The organism is Pseudarthrobacter sp. 05T312, from assembly GCF_056396685.1.
Map to the genome: position 1 here is coordinate 28,121 of NZ_JBFTLY010000022.1, position 16,825 is coordinate 44,945.

The following is a 16,825-nucleotide window of genomic DNA, read 5'->3' on the forward strand; positions in this document are numbered from 1 at the left end:
AGACACGAGACCCGGGAGGGACGGATGGCAAGGATCGAAGACTACGCAATCATCGGTGACCTGCATACGGCGGCGCTGGTGGGCCGCAGCGGGTCCGTGGACTGGATGTGCCTGCCGAACTTCGATTCGCCGGCCTGCTTCGCGGCCCTGCTGGACACCCCGGATGCGGGACGGTGGCGGCTGGCCCCCGCCGGGGCTGGCGACTGCACCCGCCGGCGCTACCGGCCCGGAACGCTGATCCTGGAGACGGAATGGGACACGGCGCACGGAAGCGTCAGGGTCACCGACTTCATGCCGGTCCGGGATGATTCCGCGGACATGGTACGTATCGTGGAGGGCCTGAAAGGGAGCGTCGCCATGCAGGGGGACCTGTGCCTGCGCTTCGATTACGGCCGGATCGTTCCATGGGTCCGCCGCATGGACCATGGCATCAGCGCCATCGCCGGCCCGGACGCCGCCTACCTCAGCACCCCCGCGCCCCTGGAAGGCCGGGACATGCGGACCGTCAGCGAATTCACCGTCAAAGCCGGCGACCGCATCCCGTTCGTCCTGCGCTGGGCGCACAGCTACAAACCGGTCCCGGACCAAACCGATCCGGAGACCGCGCTGGCCTCCACCCAGGAGTATTGGGAGCAATGGATCGGCCGGAACACCATGGCCGGGGACTACAAGGACGCCGTGGAGCGGTCCCTGATCACGCTCAAGGCTCTCACCTACGCCCCCACCGGCGGCATCGTGGCCGCCGCCACCACCTCACTGCCCGAGGACCCAGGGGGCAGCCGCAACTGGGACTACCGCTTCTGCTGGCTGCGTGACGCCACCCTGACCCTGCAGTCCCTGCTGGCATGCGGGTATGTCGACGAAGCCGCGGCGTGGCGGGAGTGGCTGCTGCGCGCCGTGGCCGGCAACCCCGCGGACCTGCAGATCATGTACGGGCTGGACGGCACCCGAAGGCTGCCCGAAGCCGAACTGCCGTGGCTGGCGGGCTTCGAGAACTCCAAACCGGTCCGCACCGGCAACGCCGCCGCCCCGCAGCTGCAGCTGGACGTGTGGGGAGAGGTCCTGGACGGCCTGGCCCTCACCCGCGCCGCGGACCCCGGCACTACGGATGATTCCTGGGACATCCAGGTGGCGTTGATGGAATACCTGGAGGGCGCATGGGACCGGCCGGACAACGGGCTCTGGGAGATGCGCGGACCCCGGCGCCATTTCACCCATTCCAAGGTAATGGCCTGGGTCGCCGCGGACCGGATGGTCAAGGCAGTCCAGGAGTCCGGCCTGCCCGGACCCGGCGAACGCTGGGCCAGACTGCGCAAGGAGATCCACGACGATGTCATGGCCCACGGCTTCGACGAAAAACGAAACACTTTCGTCCAGTCCTACGGCAGCAAGGAACTCGACGCCAGCCTGCTGCTGATCCCCCGCGTCGGGTTCCTTCCCCACGACCATCCCCGCGTGGTGGGCACGGTCGACGCGATCCAGCGGAACCTGACGCAGGACGGGTTCGTCCTCCGATACCATCCGGAAGCCAGCAATGACGGGCTGCCCGGCACCGAGGGCGTCTTCCTGGCCTGCTCCTTCTGGCTGGCCGACGCACTCCTGGGCATCGGCCGCCGGGACGAGGCCGCGAACCTGTTCGAACGCCTGCTTACACTCCGCAATGACGTCGGCCTGCTCAGCGAAGAATGGGACCCGAAAGCCCACCGTCAACTAGGCAACACACCCCAGGCCTTCAGCCACTTCCCGCTGATCCACTGCGCCCTCCAACTCCACCATGGGCACTCAAGGCACAGCAACACCCCGCTACCCAGCCCTAAGGAACATGAACCAAGCCAGGGCGAGCCGGACCGCTCTTTGAACGGAAGGGCCACATGAAGCGCAAAGCTATCGGCGCTGCACTTAGCCCCTCCGGCAGGATCACGGCGACTGAAGGTACAGATGATAAAGAGAACTTAAATAAGGGATGGATCGGAAGCCCGCGTTGCCTGCATGGATGCGAGCGGCGCACGGAAGCGCACGGACTCTCAACCTCGACAGGAAGCGACATCGACAAGACGCAACGGTGGGCCATGCCGCACCTTGCGGCTGGCCCATCGTCGCCGGTGAGTCCGTGAGGAGTGGCTACCGCTGCCGGGCGGCGACAAGCATCTCGTGGCCGCCCGGTTGGCCTTTGGCGCAATGTCCGCCCGTCAGGATGTCTTCTGCCTGGTTGTTTGCGCCTCTGGCCCTCCGGAACGCGCCCCCTGCGACCGGTTGACTGACAGCGGCCTGTCACCGCTGCGCCGCAGTGTCAGCATCACCAGGCCGGCGGCCAGGAGGCAGCCTGCCAGGAAGATGGACGTGGCCAGGAAACTGCCGTGCGTCGCATCCTGCAGAAAACCACCAACGTACGGTCCCACGAATCCGCCGAGATTTCCTACCGCATTGATCAGCCCCATGGCTGTGCCGGCCACGGCGACCGGCATCGCACGGGACGCTGAAGCCCAGAAGGGGCCGTCATAGGCCAAGGCCCCGGCGACGGCGATGCTGATGAGGGTTACCGCGAGGAACGGCGCATTGTCACCGGTTGCTACCGAGACCACCAACGCAACAGCACCGACCGCCATCGACAGCAACACGTGGGTGGAGTAACGGCCCGAACGGTCAGCTGCTTTGGCGTTGTACCAGAGACCGACCATCGCCAGCACGTACGGAATTGCGGTGATCAGCCCCACCTCCACAGAGGACCCGGATGTGATCGTCTTGATCACATGCGGGAGCCATATGTTGATGCCATAGAAGCCAATCTGGATGAGGAAGTACACCAGCGTCAGCCGCCACACGACCGTGTTGGACATGACATGGCGCAGGCCCAGCTTCTCCTGCTGAGGATGTGCCTTTGCGTCAGCAGCAAGTCCCCTCTCGATGTACTCCCGCTCCTGGACGGAGCACCATGCCGCCGCGCGTGGATGGTCAGCGATCAGGGCCCACCACAGGGGTGCGGCGATAACGAACGGGAAAATGCCCTCAATGATAAACAGCCACCGCCAGTCCGAGAAGGAGAGTATCCATCCGGAAAGGGGCGCCGTAATGATCGAAGCGATGGCAATATTCATCATCCAGAACGCGTAGGCCCGCGCCCGCTCCGCAGCGGGGAACCAGTGGCTGATCAGAACAAGGATCGCCGGCCAGATTCCCGCCTCGGCCACGCCCAGGAAAAAGCGCACCACGAGCAGCTGTGTGAAGTCCTGGATGAAGCCGGAAAGGACGGCCAGTACGCCCCAGATGAGCACCATGATTCCGACGAACTTCTTCGCACTCCAATGCTCGGCGAGGTAGCCGCCCGGAATTTGCAGGACGAGATAGCCGATGAAGAAGATGCCAGCAGCCAGGCCCTGCTGGGCGGCGTCTATACCCAGGTCCTGATGAAGTCCGTTTAGCGCGAACCCAATATTCGTCCTGTCCATGAACGAGATGATGTAGACAACGATGGCGACGGGAATCAACCGCTTCCACCGCGCATTGCCCACCGCCGTAGTTTTAACGTTCTGTGCCATTGGAAATGCTCCTTCGCGATATGGCAGATCAGACCGCGTCCCCCAGCAAAGCGATTGCTCTCCCGCAGGCCCCATCGGACCCGCTTTCCGCCACCGGGCGGAACGAGCAGGACTTGCTCGGGTAGAGCCGACATGACAGTGCAAAATTTTTCGCTCGACCTGGCGATCCTCACCCGAGCATCGTTCTTTTATTTTTGCGCAACTATTGCGCTACCGCAAGATGTCACTTCCCGAGTTAGTTTGTGACCCGCAGCTGCGCTCATATCGACGAATCTTCCGTCCCCATCCAAGAGGCCTGGAACAAGGAGGTTGGCGAAGCGCAAGTAACCGTGCAGGGCGATGCCTCATCTGCCGCTCGCTAGGTTGACGGAATCTCCATTATCGGCGTTGATTCTAGGCTCGGGAGAGGCTTGAAAACAGCTCGTACACGTTCTTGGACGTTTTTGAAACTAATACCGCGGTGACGGCACTTCTTTCTTGCAGGGCAAAGACAGGTGTATCTTGTACCCCTCGAGGGTGAACCCGCTGGTAACGTGCCCGCGGGCCAGTTCTGCCCGTTCTCTCATTCCGGCCAGGCCGTAACCTGGCGTTGCTGAACGAGGGGCGGCACCCTTGACCACGGTGTTGATGATTTGAAGGTCCACCCGGCCCATTCCCCAGGCGAGTTCTACATCGACGTTTGCCCCGGGCGCGTGTTTCCGGACGTTCGACAGGGCCTCCTGGGCTGTTCTGTACAGCGCCAGGGCAGCCTCAGGCGGCAGGGCAACGGGCGTTCCCGTGGTGCGGTATCGGGCCTCCCCCGACGCTGTAAGTCTGTGTTGGTCGATAAGCGATTCGATCAGCTCCGGGCCTGGCAGGTCGTCGCCCCGGAGGGTCTTCACGGCCTGTCGGGCTTCTGTCAGCCCGGAGCGGGAAAGCTTGTGGGCCTGGGTGACGGCTTTGAGCAGCCTTTCGTCGGCGCCTGTGCTTGACGCGAGCATGCGTGCACCTTCGAGCTGGAGGACTAGGCCGGAGAGGGTGTGGGCCAGGACGTCGTGAACGTCACGGGCCATCCGGCCGCGTTCAGCGGCCAGCGACGCGGCCTGCTCCGCTTCCCTGCTGGCTTTGAGCTCTTCCATGAGGACCGTGATGCGCAGCCGCTGTTCCTTTTCCCGCCTCAGCAGGGTGCCGACCAGAAAGAAGAATCCTGCCCCGGCGTCCGTGGCCAAGATCAGCGTCAGGGCCGAGTGCCCAGAGCTGAGCTGCAGGACGTTGAAGGCCAGAACCGACAGCAGGGTCACCACGGCCAGGGCCGGGCGCGGCGGACGCAGAGGGGTGAAGGCCGCCAGCAGGAACAAGGCCAGGACTTCGCCTGCGGGATCTGCAAGACGCATGCCCAGGACTCCCAGCCCCATCAGGACCGTCAATAGCAGGAACCCTGCCCCGGGCAGGTTCTCCCGGACGAGGAACAGCACGGCCGCGGCGGCGAAGGCCAGCGCCGAGACCAGGTTCAGCAGCCCGTCCCCTTGCCCGGAGAACCCTGGACCGGAGAAGCCGGCGATGATGACCACGAGGGCGGCGGTAGCTACGCCGAGGGGAGTCAGCCATTGGCGGGTTGAAATCATGGTGGAATACTTCCACACGCCAGGTCCATCCGGGACACGGCGTCAACACGCTTCAGCGAACCTCCCCCAGTGTGGCCGCTGTACAAAGGGGGAACGATGGACACAGCCGAAGTCCGGGTGCTCATCGCCGACGACCAGAAAATCGTCCGGGACGGGCTGTCCATGATCATGAACCTCCTGGAGGGCATTACCGTCATCGGCACAGCTGTCGACGGCGCCGACGCCGTCCGCCAGGCCCGGGAGCTCAACCCGGACGTTGTCGTGATGGACCTGAACATGCCCGTGATGAACGGAGCCGAAGCCACCGAGGCCCTCACCCGGGAGATGCCGGAAGTCAAGGTTCTCGTCCTGACCACCTACGCCGATGACCAATGGGTCTTCGCCGCCCTAAAAGCCGGTGCCCGCGGGTTCCTGACCAAGGACGCTGGTGCCGAGGAAATCCGCCAGGCCCTCGTCAGCGTCGCCGCCGGCGAAGCGCAACTGGACCCCACCGTCCAACGTCGGCTCCTTGAAGCCCTGCGCCGCGGGGACCACACCGCCCTCGTCCCCGACACCGGGCAGGACCTACCGGACGCGCCCACGGCCCTGACACCCAGGGAGACCGACGTCCTGATCCTGGTCGCCGAAGGCCTGTCCAACGGCGAGATCGCCGACCGCCTGTTCGTCTCAGACTCCACGGTCAAAACCCACATCAACCACCTGCTCGCCAAGACAGGCATGCGCGACCGGGCCCAGCTGGTCGCCTACGCGTTCCGCCACCGGCTCATCACCGGCTAGGCTCCTCCACCCCAGGGTGGAGAACACCTGAATCACGAATCCACCGACGGGCCGAATCGGTCCCGGATTCTCCTGCGTAGCTTGGAAACAAGCACCCCGACGAGCTCCCCACGAGCCCTCAAACGCACCGGAGAAACCCCATGACCACAACCCAATGGCTGCTCAACGCTGGCCTTCTGATCTTCATCCTCGCCACCAACCTCGGCACCCGTTCGGTCACCCGCCGCCGCCTCACCTTGCCGATCATCCTCGCCGCCGTGGCAGGGATTCTGCTGCTCACCAACGTCCCGACCCGCGGCAACGACCTCGCCCTGGATTACATCGGAGCCGGCGCCGGCATCGGCCTGGGTATCCTCGCCGCCCTCCTGATGCGGGTCGAACGCGGCCCCCGCGGCCAGATCATCAGCCGCGCCGGATTCCCGTACGCGCTGCTGTGGCTGATGGTCATCGGCGGACGGGTCGCCTTCGCCGAATCGGCCAGCGGGTGGGCGGCCCCTGCCGTCCGTGACTTCTCCATCAGCAACTCCATCACCGGCTCCGACGCCTGGACGGCGGCGTTCATCATCATGGCCCTGACCATGGTGGCCGCCCGGGTCCTCACCACCTACATCCGCTGCCGGACCCTGCCGATCCAGGCCGACGCCACCACGCCCCAGCCCGTCCGCGGCTACTGATCCCGGGAGCCCACCATGACCACCACCGATACCTCCGCACCCGCACGACCGCTGACCACTGCCCTGTCCCTGACCGGCCTCACCGCCGGCCTCACCATCGCCGCGGCCCTTATCATCCAATGGCTGGCACCCGCCATGGAACCCATGCAGCAACGCCTCATCGCTGTGCTTGTTCTTGCTGCGTTCGCCACGATCACCATCGCCGTGACCCGCAGGGACCTCCTGACCTCGGGTCGGATTCACCCCGTCCTGCTCATCGTGCCCCTGCTGGTGGCCCTCGCCCCTTTCCTTCCCGGTATCAAGGACGTCGGTCTGGAGGCGGCCGGCACTCTCGTCCTCGGGTACGTGGCCACCGGGGTCTACGAGGAGTTCTGGTTCCGGGGGCTGATCCTGAACAGCCTGGGAGCCTGGACCCCCGTGAAGGCGGCACTGCTCTCATCTGCCCTGTTCGGGGTCATACACCTGGTCAACATCGCCTTCGGCGCCAACCCGGCCGTGACCGCTGCACAAGTGGTCGGTGCTACCTGCTTCGGGATCGGTATGGCCGCCCTGAGGCTCAGGGGCGTATCACTGTGGCCACTCATCATCATCCACGCCCTGACGGACATTGCGCTGCAGATCGGAGAGGTGACCAGCACCTGGCGGTGGATCCTCATGATCGGCGGCGACATCATCCTGCTCACTTACGGGTTACGGATCCTCCGCAAAGCCCACCCCAACGGCGAAGACCATCTCTGGCCAATGCTCTAACCACTCACACCAACACTCACGATCTGGCTCGCTGTATTCCCGACCCTGACAGCCACCAACCTCGCATTCGGTGAATGCAGCTTGCCACTCACCACCTGATCCTGCGTACTTTCGTGCTGGCAACGATCGCCGTTCCGATCGTCATCCAAGGAATCATGCCGAAACTCCACCGATTGCGCGCCCGACTACTAAACCGCTCCAACTAGCACCCGATCCGAGCGACCTGATCACCCCGCGTGAGAGTGCCGGCGCAGGCCGGCTGCTCAGACAGACTACGAGACCTAGGAAACCCCACAAATGGATTTTGCCTGGACCGTGCCGGTAGCCCTCATCCTCTCCGGTACCACCTACGCCACCTTCAGCCAGTACTTCAAATACAAAGAACGGCTCGCTCTCGCCGACGCCCGATGCTCTGCCGATCCCGCTATCCAGGGGGACAACGAGGACAGGACGACGAAATAGTCGAGGTGGCGTAAGTCCAGGGACTATCTCATTAACGGTGTATCCGGCGGTTTCTTTTAGTAGCTTTCGGCTGCCGGGAATCGGTCGCTGAAAGTGATGGCGAAGGCGTTCAAAGCGGGCTTCCAGCGCATTGTCCATCGGGTCCTGCCGGCACCGGTCGGATCGAGGGATCGCCCCGTACTTCCTGCCCCAGCGCTCCGTGAGCTCCTCAAACGCCGCCCTTGCCGCCGTGGCATTGACCGCGGTGTAGATCGGCTTCACATCGCGTTTGAGGGCGTCCCAGTCCTGCCTCGAGGCCAGACGGAACGTGTTCCGGATCAGGTGGATAATGCACGTCTGCACCGTCGTCAGCGGCCAGACGTTGGTGACAACCTCGGGCAGGCCCTTGAGCCCGTCACAGACGAGGAAGAAGGTGTCCTTCACGCCGCGGTTCTTGATGTCGGTCAGCACGCTCATCCAGAACTTGGCGCCTTCCCCACCGGTCCCGGCCCAGAGGCCCAGAATGTCCTTCTCGCCCGCGAGCGTGACCCCGATGGCGGCGTAGACGGGCCGGTTGGCCACCTGCCCGTCCCTGACCTTGACGACAATAGCGTCAATGAAGATCGCGGCGTACACCTCGTCCAGCGGCCGGTTCTGCCACGCCGCCATCTCCTCAAGCACCCGGTCGGTAATCCGCGAGACCGTCTCCTTCGAGACCGAGGCGCCGTAGATTTCGGCGAAATGGGCGCTGATCTCCCCGGTGGTCAGGCCCTTGGCATACAGCGAAAGGACCATCTCATCAACACCGGTCAGCCGGCGCTGGCGCTTGGCGACGATCTTGGGCTCGAACGTGCCGTCCCGGTCCCGCGGAACGTCAATGTCCACCGGGCCTGTCGTCTCTGTCAGCACGGTCTTGGGCCGGGTGCCGTTGCGCGAGTTGGCAGTGACCTTTGCAGCCGTGTCGTGCCGTTCATAACCGAGGTGCTCGGTCAGTTCCTCGTCCAAGGCGGTCTCGATGACGGTCTTGGTCAGCTGCTTGAGCAGACCGTCCGGTCCGGTCAGGGACAGGCCCTGTTCCTTGGCCATCCTCACCAGCTCCCGCGCGGCCTCGGCCTCGGACTTCTCTGTCAGTTTCTCAACGGTTTTCGTACTCGGCACAGCCTCAAGTGTTGCGGCCATATCGGGCTCCTCCCCGCCAGGCTCACCGCCCGGCGTGTCGAGCCGGATACACCGTTAATTCCACAGTCCCCCTCAGGGAAGAACTCGGCGTGGCTTTGTTCGAACACACGGCCCGAGGAATGACGTGGCGGATGCTGATGTCTTGTTGCGTCAGCGCGCTAGGTCAGTGTTGCGTCCCTGGCGTGAAGAGCGTACCCGTTCGGCCCTTGACTAGGCGATCACGGGAGGCGTGACCGACCAGCTGGGCCCGGTCCCGCATTGCCGTTTTTGGAAAGCAAGTGGTTGGAGGTGTGTTTTCACCGTCTGGCCCACACTCTCTCGGGTCTTGTTCTTCAGGTTGAAAGGAGCACGCTGCTGGCTCAAAGCACCCGGACCGATCCAAGAGTCCTCGAAACGATGCAGCAGGCCCAGCAACTTTCCCGAGCGGGTCTTGCCGAGGCCCGGCATGCCGTCCGGACCCTGCGGGGAAAGGAGCTGCCGGGGCCTGAACGGATTGAGTCTCTGGTTGATGAGCATCGCCGCGCCTCACCGGGTCATGTCTCCTACAGCAACCGGGGAATCCCTGCGCCGCTGACTCCGGACGCTGAGCTGGCACTGTACCGTGCCGCCCAGGAATCTCTCTCCCATGTCCGGAAGCATGCCCCTGGGTCCGACGTCGAGGTTGAGCTTGTCTGGGGGCCTTGCACGGTGGACGTGTATGTCACCAACACTTCTGGGCCGCGGGAACTGCCGTCGGCGGCACCGGGGTATGGCCGAACGGGCATGACCGAACGTGCTGATCTTGCCGGCGGCACGGTAACCGCTGGCCCTTTCCGGGCAGGTTTCCGTGTGCATGTGAGCCTTCCGTACGTGACCGCCGCGCCAGGGGGTGCAGAGGAATCTAGCAGCTGCGCTAGTTGGCCGGGGTTGTCGCAGGAGCCTCCATAAGCTGGGCAGCGTACGGCCCCCGCGTCGGGCTGAACGCAACGATGTCATAGCGGGCAACGCCTGCGCGGACAAACGGGTCCTGGTTGACCGCTTCCGTGATCGACAATTCGTTGTTGGCCCTGGCGAGAATCACCCCGCCCCGCCGGGGAACCTGCGGCCCGGAAACCATGAACAGTCCCGACGCGAAGTTCTTATCCAGCCACTCCCGGTGCGCGTCAAGGTGCCGGTCCACTTCTGTTAGGTCGACCAGGTAAGTTACGGACAGAACGAACAGCTGTTTGTGGTGTTCCTGTAGGGCGGACATTTCTCTTTCTCCCAAACTTTCATTGCTGAGTCGCTGGCTTCCGGCTTTTGCGGTACCGGGTCATATCAGGGACGAGCCGGGTTTCCGGGTGGTCTTGTTGCGTCTCTTGACGGGTCCGCCTGTTTCGCCGCGTGCTACCGAAGGCGTGGTACCGGCGAGAGGTCAGCTTGGTGCGCTGACGTGCAGAACCTGCCAGCGGTCCCCGTGTGCGTCCATAGTCTCGTCGCCCAGGGCGAAAAGGACCGATTGCCATGTTTCGGGATTGATCCCTGCCGCTGCCCATGCAACACCCGGTTGCAGTGAGAGCTGACGCACGAGTGCCGCCTGCTCGTCGGCTCCGGCGAGCAGGTCAGGACCGACCATTGAGGACAGGGTGGTCGCATGCCGGGCCTGTCCGTGGGGAAGCGCGCCTGATGCGGTGGCCACGGGCAGCCATGTATGGACCCGTGGCCGTCCGAAATCCCTGACAATTCCTTCGAATCCACCGCCTTGCCAGTGGAATTCTGCCATGGCGGCGGCATCTGACCAGAGGTAAAAGGGCGCATACATGTTCACACTTGAACCATCGACGCCGGCTTCGCTGATGAGGTACGCCTTGACCCTCAACCCGGCACGCTGGTCCAACGCGGTCCCGCGGGTAGCAACTCTTTCCCTGATGATGCCCATGTCGTAGTCACGCGGAAGAGCGATGGGGTAAGTCGCCAGCCAACTGACAGGGGCACCAGTCGTGGGCTTGGACACTCCCGACATGAAATCCCTTGCTGCCCCGTCCTGGGATGGTCGTTGATGCATCCTGTCTCTCCTTTCCGGGCTTCAGGTGTGCCCTGTCTCGGTGCTGCCATACAGGCAATGGCACCACTGTCGCTTTGTTTTCGAGGGGTTTTCGCGGCCCCGCCCTGTTCCCTCACCTAAACCACGGGAGCTGGGGAACTTGCCGGGGGTTGGTGTTCTCATTAGGCGGAGCGGGTCGATCGTGGCGGCAGTGACGCGCACGATGACGGTTTCCCTCCGATATACCGTCCCTGCGCGATCACCGTGCTAGGTGATGCTTGGGTCATTTCTTCGGCCGGTGGAGGCACGAAGGATGATCAGCCCGAAAATTAGCATGCAAATGTCGCTTACGATCATGTTTGTCCAGCGCCACGCACTCGTGATGTTCCCGAATTGGAGGGCGATGTCTCCAACCGCGTGCAGGATGATCAGGGGCCAGAGTGTGGTTCCGCGCAGTCGCAGGGCGGCCAGTCCGAAGCCGAAGCATGCGGCGCCGATGACTTGGGCAGCTGTGACTAGAGGATCTGCTCCGAATGCGAGGTTGGACAGATGCGCGGAGCCGAACAAGGCTGAGGACAGACACGCTGACCGCAGGGGCGTCCACGTGTGGAGGCTTTTCAATATTATTCCTCGAAACCAGAGTTCTTCGTACACACCCGTTGCGAGGTATCCGGCCACGAGAAGGCTTCCGGTTTCAAACCCGACATCCTTCACGCCGCCTGCGAAAGGCGACAGGACGATAAGGCCCGGGATGATGAGCAACCGGGGCTCAATGCCTCCAGAGCTTAGTATCGTTCGGTCTTTGGCAACGACTACTACCGTGGCGAAGACGGCGAGGACCAGCACGGCAATAAGCCGACGCTGCAAGAGATCAAGTCCTGGCGTCAACCAGCCGAGAACGTACGCGACGGTGATGGTCAGCACCATGACTCCCGCCGCCAGCCCCAGGGCCTCGTAAAGGGGGCGGAACCGCGAAGCAACTGCTGTACGCATCACGGCCTTCTTTCGAAAGAGGCGCCGGCAGTCAGCTCCTGCGAGACATCGTGGTCGTGACCGGCGGGGGAAGAGGCTACGACGCGGCACCGGATGATTGTGGTGAGCACACGGGCGGCGACCATAGTGAGCGCCATGACGATGAAGGCCGCTGTCCACGCGTCCGAGCCGGTGATGCGGTTGCTTATGGAGAAGTCGGTGATGGCAGCCTTAGCCCATCCGTTGGCCGATTCAGCGAAGGCAACCCTGCCGCCGATGACGATGAACCATAGCACTGCATAAGCGCTACCGGCGGTGCTGACAAGCCTTCGGCCCACACCGCGTCTGACACGCATGAGCATCCCTGCCACGATCCCCAGCGCCACGCCTGCCGCTGCCCCTACAAAATCCAGGGCAACGTCATTGCCAAGGACCGGGGCGTTGGAGAGGAACACGACGGCCGCAAAAACGGAGAGGACCACCGGCATGGCCAGGCGGCCGGCCGTGAGAGGCCGCGTTCCGAGATTGGATGCCAGGATAAATACCAGGAGACCTGCATTGAGTAGCCACTGGGTGAGTGTCATGCCATCCTCCCCCGACTCCTGGGGTGTCCTTGACTCTGAGGCTCGGGCTGCCCGGTTGCTTCTTCCCATTCCGTCAGGCAGGAGGAACCTTTACCGCTGACCCATATGTCGGGCTCATCGGCATTGTCTCCGGGGGGACCGGGCATCCTAGTGCTCACACGGTCGCGTTCCGCATTGTGGAGCATCAGGAATTGTTCGGGGTGTAAGGGGTACATGGGTGTCTCTTTCTGCAAGCTTCCGGCCTGAGCTGTGAACGTGGGGTAAACCACTCCTTGCAGCCCCCTCTCCCCCATCGGGTGCTGCCTGCTATTTGTGCGTGGCAAGGTAGGGAACGCCCCTCTGTAACGCATTACCGACGCGGCGTCCCGAAGGGGACCTGCTGGCCGGGGACTACCGGCAGTACCCGGCGGACTTCGTGGCCTACCGTTGGGTGTCCCACTTGTAGGAAACCCAGACCTGAAAGCCCAGCGCGCGCTCAATCATCATGCGAGGGTGAACACCGTGCGCGGCGATCCAGAGAATGGAGCCATCGTCGGTGACCGAGTCAACGAATCCGGTGCGCACCGGGGTATGGCCTCTCCGTATCTCAACGCACTGACCGATTACGGCCAGCCAGTCATGCTGCAGATGCAGTCTCACGAATGCCATTTAGTAGGAGCGCGGCAGGCCGAGGACCTTCGTCGCAATGAAGGATTTGATCAGGTTGTTGTTGATCGGGGCGACCTGGAACATTCGCGTTTCCCGGAACTTGCGTTCCACGTCGTATTCATCGACAAACCCGTAGCCGCCGTGGGTATCGAGACATACGTTGGCCGCCTCCCAGCTCGCCTCTGATGCCAGATGTTTAGCCATGTTCGCCTCGGCACCGCAAGGCTTGCCCTCATCAAACAGCCGGGCCGCCTCATAGCGCATCATGTCTGCGGCGCGGATTTTCATGTAGGCGTCGGCGATCGGGAACTGCACACCTTGGTTTGCACCGATGGAGCGGCCGAACACTTGACGACGGTTTGCATAATCAGTTGCCCGCTGCGTAAACCAGTAGCCGTCGCCGATGGCTTCGGCGGCCAAAAGAATTCTCTCGGCGTTCCAGCCGTCAATGACATATCGGAAGCCCTTGCCTACCTCGCCGATGACGGAGGTGGCGGGAACCCGCAGGCCCTGGTAGAAGATCTGGTTGGTCGCGTAGTTGAACATGGTCCGGACCTTGACAACCTTCAGAGCCTCCGGCTGCTCTGCCCGGACTTGTCGGAGATCAACGAGGAACAACGTCAGTCCGTGGGTCCGGTCCTCTCCCCTGGGTGACGTTCGCGCAAGGACCAGGGCGAGATCCGATTCGTCGATGCGACTGGTCCAGCTCTTGTGTCCGCTGATAATGAACCCGTCACCGTCCGGCACAGCCGCCGTTTCAATGCTGGTCGTATCGGAACCCGCCACATCCTCCGTTACGGAGAACGCCTGGAGGCGGAGCTCGCCTGCGGCGATTTGGGGTAGAAATTCCCGTTTCTGAGCCTCAGAGCCATGTCGAAGAAGCGCCCCCATCGTATACATCTGTGCATGGCATGCCGCAGAGTGTCCCCCCGACTTGTTGATCTCTTCCATCACGACGCTCGCTTCAGTCAGCCCCAGGCCAAGGCCGCCGTACTCGGACGGTATGAGTACTGAAAGAAGTCCGCTTGCAGTCAGGTGATCTACGAACTCCTGCGGGTACCGGCGGTGAAGGTCCGTCTCACGCCAGTACTCATCCGGGAAGTCGGCGCATAGATCACGGGTTTGGGCTCGCAGCCCGTCTGTCTTGATGGTGTCGGTCAGCATGGTCACTCCTTTGTAATATCGATGCCTGCCGCCTAGAATACATAATATATTGCGCGCCTACAAGGGAGCTAAGGGCCGGGTGAGACCGTTCCGTCGTGACACATCAGCAGGTGACAATATTATATATTTGCAATTCCAAGCAAGGAGATACGATGACGTCAGAAGAGGCGGATAAGGTGCTGGGCAGTGAAGGGTTGGAACCGGTGCGAGTGGTTGCTGGATGGACCGGGCGGCTGTTCGAGGATTTTTCGGTGGGTGACATCTACTACCACCCGTTTGGGAAGACCGTTACCCAGGCAGACAACCAGTGGTTCACCCTCCTGACCCAGAATGTTGCCAAGACCCACGTCGATACCAACTTCGCTGCCGGAACCGAGTTCGGTCGTCCGTTGGTGAACTCGACGTTTACGCTGGCCTTGGTCACCGGCCAGTCCACCATTGATTTGTCCATGAACGTCTTCGCGAACCTTGGATGGGACGCGGTACGCATGCCGCACCCCGTCTATGAGGGGGACACCATTTACTCGCGCTCCAAGGTGTTGGAGTGCCGGCCCTCCCAGTCCCGGCCGGGGCTTGGACTGGTCACGGTTGCGACGGAAGGCTTCAACCAGAAGCAGGAGATTGTTATCAGCTATCGTCGAACATTCCTCGTGTACCGGCAGGGACATCTTCCTGACGTGAGCGCAGCCCGGCCGGATGAGTCTTCATTCCCAGACCTGGGAACGCTGTGAAAGGCCGGGTCACTCAAGCCATCACAGCTCTTTTTGTTCCCGGTGACCGGCCGGAGCGCTTCCTAAAGGCGGCTCAATCCGGTGCCGGCGTGGTCATCGTCGATCTTGAGGATTCAGTAGCGGCATCCTCAAAAAGATCTGCCCTGGAAACAGTGCTGGCGGAGCTCGCCCCGCAAAGCAGCAGTGGTTTAAGCGCGGTGGTTAGGGTGAACCACTCCGAATCCGAGAGCTACAGGGAGGAGACCGCTGCACTGCTGCAACTGTCCAGAGAGCCCGGAAACGGTCTCCTGGGGATTATGGTGCCCAAGGCGGAGAATCCGCGAACACTCGGGAAGCTGGGCGCCCGCATTCCGGAAGGGCTGTCATTGGTGCCTCTCGTTGAATCAGCCTTGGGACTGTCCAACGCCCTGTCTCTGGCGCAGGTGCCGAAGGTCAGCCGGTTGGCGTTCGGCGCGATTGACTACTTGCTCGACATGAATGCGACAGAGGGCCGGTTCCTCGACTACGCACGATCCCACCTGGTGGTTTCCTCACGGGTTGCTGGAATCGCTGCCCCGTGGGATTCGCCGTCCACCGACATCGTGTCAACGGCGCCTGTATCCCGGTCCGCACGACAGGCCCGCAGATTCGGATTCGGCGGCAAGCTGTGCATTCATCCCGCACAAGTGGCGGTAGTCCATGATGCCTTCAGGCCGTCCAGGGAGGATGTCTCCTGGGCCCGGGAGGTAGTCCAAGCTTCGGGCGGCGCCGCCCAGGTAAATGGACAGATGGTTGACAGGCCAGTCGTGGAACGGGCCCGAAAGATACTCATGGAAGCAGGACAGCATCCCTAGCGTTGGAAGGGGTGACCTGTTTCCGGGGCGTGCACAAAGAGGGGCGCCCGCCCGCTGCCGTATGTTGTAGTGGAGCATTACATCAGAAAGAGGCCTTCCCACCATGACGAACCACAGCTCCCGCAGCCGTGCCCGCCCGCAGTTGAGCGATGAGGCCGCCTCGTATGTGCGCGGGCTCATCATGTCCGGCGAACTGCGGCCCGGGACATCGGTTCGCCCCGAGTCGATCGGCGAGGCCCTGGAAATTTCCACGACGCCGGCCCGGGAAGCCCTTCAGGCTCTGCGGGTGGAGGGCTTTCTTGAGCTCGTTCCCCGTAGGGGTTTTCTGGTAGCGCCCTTGACCGGACAGGACATCCGGGACCTTTTCAAGGTTCAGGCCCTCATTGGGGGTGAGTTGGCATGCCGGGCCGTGACGAAAGCCGGGCCGGCTGGCGTCGCTGAACTCGAGGCCCTTCACCACGAACTCATCGCGGCGGCGGCACGGGGCGATCTGGAGCTCCTCGAAGAGAAGAACCACGCCTTTCACCGCGAAATAAACCTCCTCGCCGACTCCCGCAAGATCGTCTGGGTCTTGGGCTTGATGACACGCTACGTCCCGCGCAGGTTCTACTCATCAATCCCAGGCTGGCCTCAAGCCACCCTGGACGACCATGCAAGAGTCCTCGACGGCATACGGGCGAAAGATCCTGATGCGGCTCGGTCAGCCATGGAAAGCCACATTGTGCACTCAGGCGAACTGCTCGCCCTGCACTTCGACGAACGCATCGCGGCCGCTGAACAGCTGCCCCCGGCTGAATCCGCCCGGGCCGGAGGCTGACCCAGCCGCCCCCGCCCTGCAGCCTCTCCGACCGCGTACCTGATGAAACAAAATCCGCTCATGCAGGGCCGCGGGAAGCCACGGCCCCGCACTCCTAACGATCCAGGGATCAG

Annotated in this window: 16 protein-coding genes and 1 pseudogene; 9 read left to right on the forward strand and 8 right to left on the reverse strand. The window is 62.9% G+C overall.

From position 1 onward, the window contains the following. The first annotated feature begins 24 nt into the window (after positions 1-24). Complete coding sequence (locus tag AC1DIP_RS19730) at positions 25-1,875, forward strand: glycoside hydrolase family 15 protein (RefSeq protein WP_477734791.1); 1,851 nt, start codon at positions 25-27, stop codon at positions 1,873-1,875. A 314-nt stretch (positions 1,876-2,189) separates the two neighbouring features. On the opposite strand, the gene AC1DIP_RS19735 is transcribed toward AC1DIP_RS19730, so the two are convergent. Both AC1DIP_RS19735 and AC1DIP_RS19740 read right to left on the reverse strand, forming a co-directional pair. Further along, the gene (locus tag AC1DIP_RS19735; protein WP_477734792.1) at positions 2,190-3,536 is read right to left on the reverse strand and encodes an MFS transporter; all 1,347 of its coding nucleotides are present in this window, start codon (positions 3,534-3,536) and stop codon (positions 2,190-2,192) included. A 449-nt stretch (positions 3,537-3,985) separates the two neighbouring features. Then, positions 3,986-5,140: a sensor histidine kinase gene (locus tag AC1DIP_RS19740; protein ID WP_477734793.1), complete on the reverse strand. Its 1,155-nt coding sequence runs from the start codon at positions 5,138-5,140 to the stop codon at positions 3,986-3,988. A 96-nt stretch (positions 5,141-5,236) separates the two neighbouring features. On the opposite strand from AC1DIP_RS19740, the gene AC1DIP_RS19745 reads away from it, so the two are divergent. From AC1DIP_RS19745 to AC1DIP_RS19760, 4 genes are all read left to right on the forward strand, one after another. Next, positions 5,237-5,917, forward strand: a complete 681-nt coding sequence (locus tag AC1DIP_RS19745; RefSeq protein ID WP_477734794.1) for a response regulator — start codon at positions 5,237-5,239, stop codon at positions 5,915-5,917. A gap of 140 nt (positions 5,918-6,057) precedes the next feature. Then, a complete protein-coding gene (locus tag AC1DIP_RS19750; RefSeq protein WP_477734795.1) occupies positions 6,058-6,591 on the forward strand; it encodes a CcdC protein domain-containing protein in 534 nt (177 codons plus the stop codon). Between the two features lie 15 nt (positions 6,592-6,606). Further along, entirely contained in the window at positions 6,607-7,341 is a 735-nt protein-coding gene (locus AC1DIP_RS19755; RefSeq protein ID WP_477734796.1) for a CPBP family intramembrane glutamic endopeptidase, read from the forward strand. A gap of 297 nt (positions 7,342-7,638) precedes the next feature. Next, positions 7,639-7,803 (forward strand): hypothetical protein, encoded by a 165-nt coding sequence (locus tag AC1DIP_RS19760; RefSeq protein WP_477734797.1) that lies wholly within the window; start codon positions 7,639-7,641, stop codon positions 7,801-7,803. Positions 7,804-7,859: 56 nt separating this feature from the next. On the opposite strand, the pseudogene AC1DIP_RS19765 reads toward AC1DIP_RS19760, so the two are convergent. Further along, positions 7,860-8,961, reverse strand: a pseudogene (locus AC1DIP_RS19765) (IS256 family transposase). 288 nt (positions 8,962-9,249) lie between these two features. Between AC1DIP_RS19765 and AC1DIP_RS19770 the strand changes: the two are divergent. Then, a complete protein-coding gene (locus AC1DIP_RS19770; protein WP_477734931.1) occupies positions 9,250-9,888 on the forward strand; it encodes a sensor histidine kinase in 639 nt (212 codons plus the stop codon). Here the strand turns inward: AC1DIP_RS19770 and AC1DIP_RS19775 are convergent. The 5 genes from AC1DIP_RS19775 to AC1DIP_RS19795 form a co-directional block, all read right to left on the reverse strand. Continuing rightward, a complete protein-coding gene (locus tag AC1DIP_RS19775) occupies positions 9,854-10,192 on the reverse strand; it encodes a YciI family protein (RefSeq protein WP_477734798.1) in 339 nt (112 codons plus the stop codon). The genes AC1DIP_RS19770 and AC1DIP_RS19775 overlap by 35 nt on opposite strands. Positions 10,193-10,354: 162 nt before the next feature. Continuing rightward, entirely contained in the window at positions 10,355-10,984 is a 630-nt protein-coding gene (locus AC1DIP_RS19780; protein ID WP_477734799.1) for a DUF4865 family protein, read from the reverse strand. Positions 10,985-11,230: 246 nt separating this feature from the next. Beyond that, positions 11,231-11,956: a lysostaphin resistance A-like protein gene (locus AC1DIP_RS19785; RefSeq protein WP_477734800.1), complete on the reverse strand. Its 726-nt coding sequence runs from the start codon at positions 11,954-11,956 to the stop codon at positions 11,231-11,233. After that, positions 11,956-12,519: a hypothetical protein gene (locus AC1DIP_RS19790; protein ID WP_477734801.1), complete on the reverse strand. Its 564-nt coding sequence runs from the start codon at positions 12,517-12,519 to the stop codon at positions 11,956-11,958. The genes AC1DIP_RS19785 and AC1DIP_RS19790 overlap by 1 nt, the downstream gene beginning before the upstream one ends. A gap of 648 nt (positions 12,520-13,167) precedes the next feature. Then, on the reverse strand, positions 13,168-14,331 hold the full coding sequence (locus AC1DIP_RS19795; RefSeq protein ID WP_477734802.1) for an acyl-CoA dehydrogenase family protein: 1,164 nt from the start codon (positions 14,329-14,331) through the stop codon (positions 13,168-13,170). Between the two features lie 152 nt (positions 14,332-14,483). Between AC1DIP_RS19795 and AC1DIP_RS19800 the strand changes: the two genes are divergently transcribed. The 3 genes from AC1DIP_RS19800 to AC1DIP_RS19810 all read left to right on the forward strand — a co-directional run bounded on the left by AC1DIP_RS19800 (position 14,484) and on the right by AC1DIP_RS19810 (position 16,712). Further along, positions 14,484-15,062 (forward strand): MaoC family dehydratase, encoded by a 579-nt coding sequence (locus AC1DIP_RS19800; RefSeq protein WP_477734803.1) that lies wholly within the window; start codon positions 14,484-14,486, stop codon positions 15,060-15,062. Next, positions 15,059-15,895 carry an HpcH/HpaI aldolase/citrate lyase family protein gene (locus AC1DIP_RS19805; protein ID WP_477734804.1) on the forward strand — a complete coding sequence of 279 codons (837 nt, stop codon included), beginning with the start codon at positions 15,059-15,061 and terminating at the stop codon, positions 15,893-15,895. Before AC1DIP_RS19800 ends, AC1DIP_RS19805 begins: the two co-directional genes overlap by 4 nt. Before the next feature lie 103 nt (positions 15,896-15,998). Next, complete coding sequence (locus AC1DIP_RS19810; protein ID WP_477734805.1) at positions 15,999-16,712, forward strand: GntR family transcriptional regulator; 714 nt, start codon at positions 15,999-16,001, stop codon at positions 16,710-16,712. The last annotated feature ends 113 nt before the right edge of the window (positions 16,713-16,825 follow it).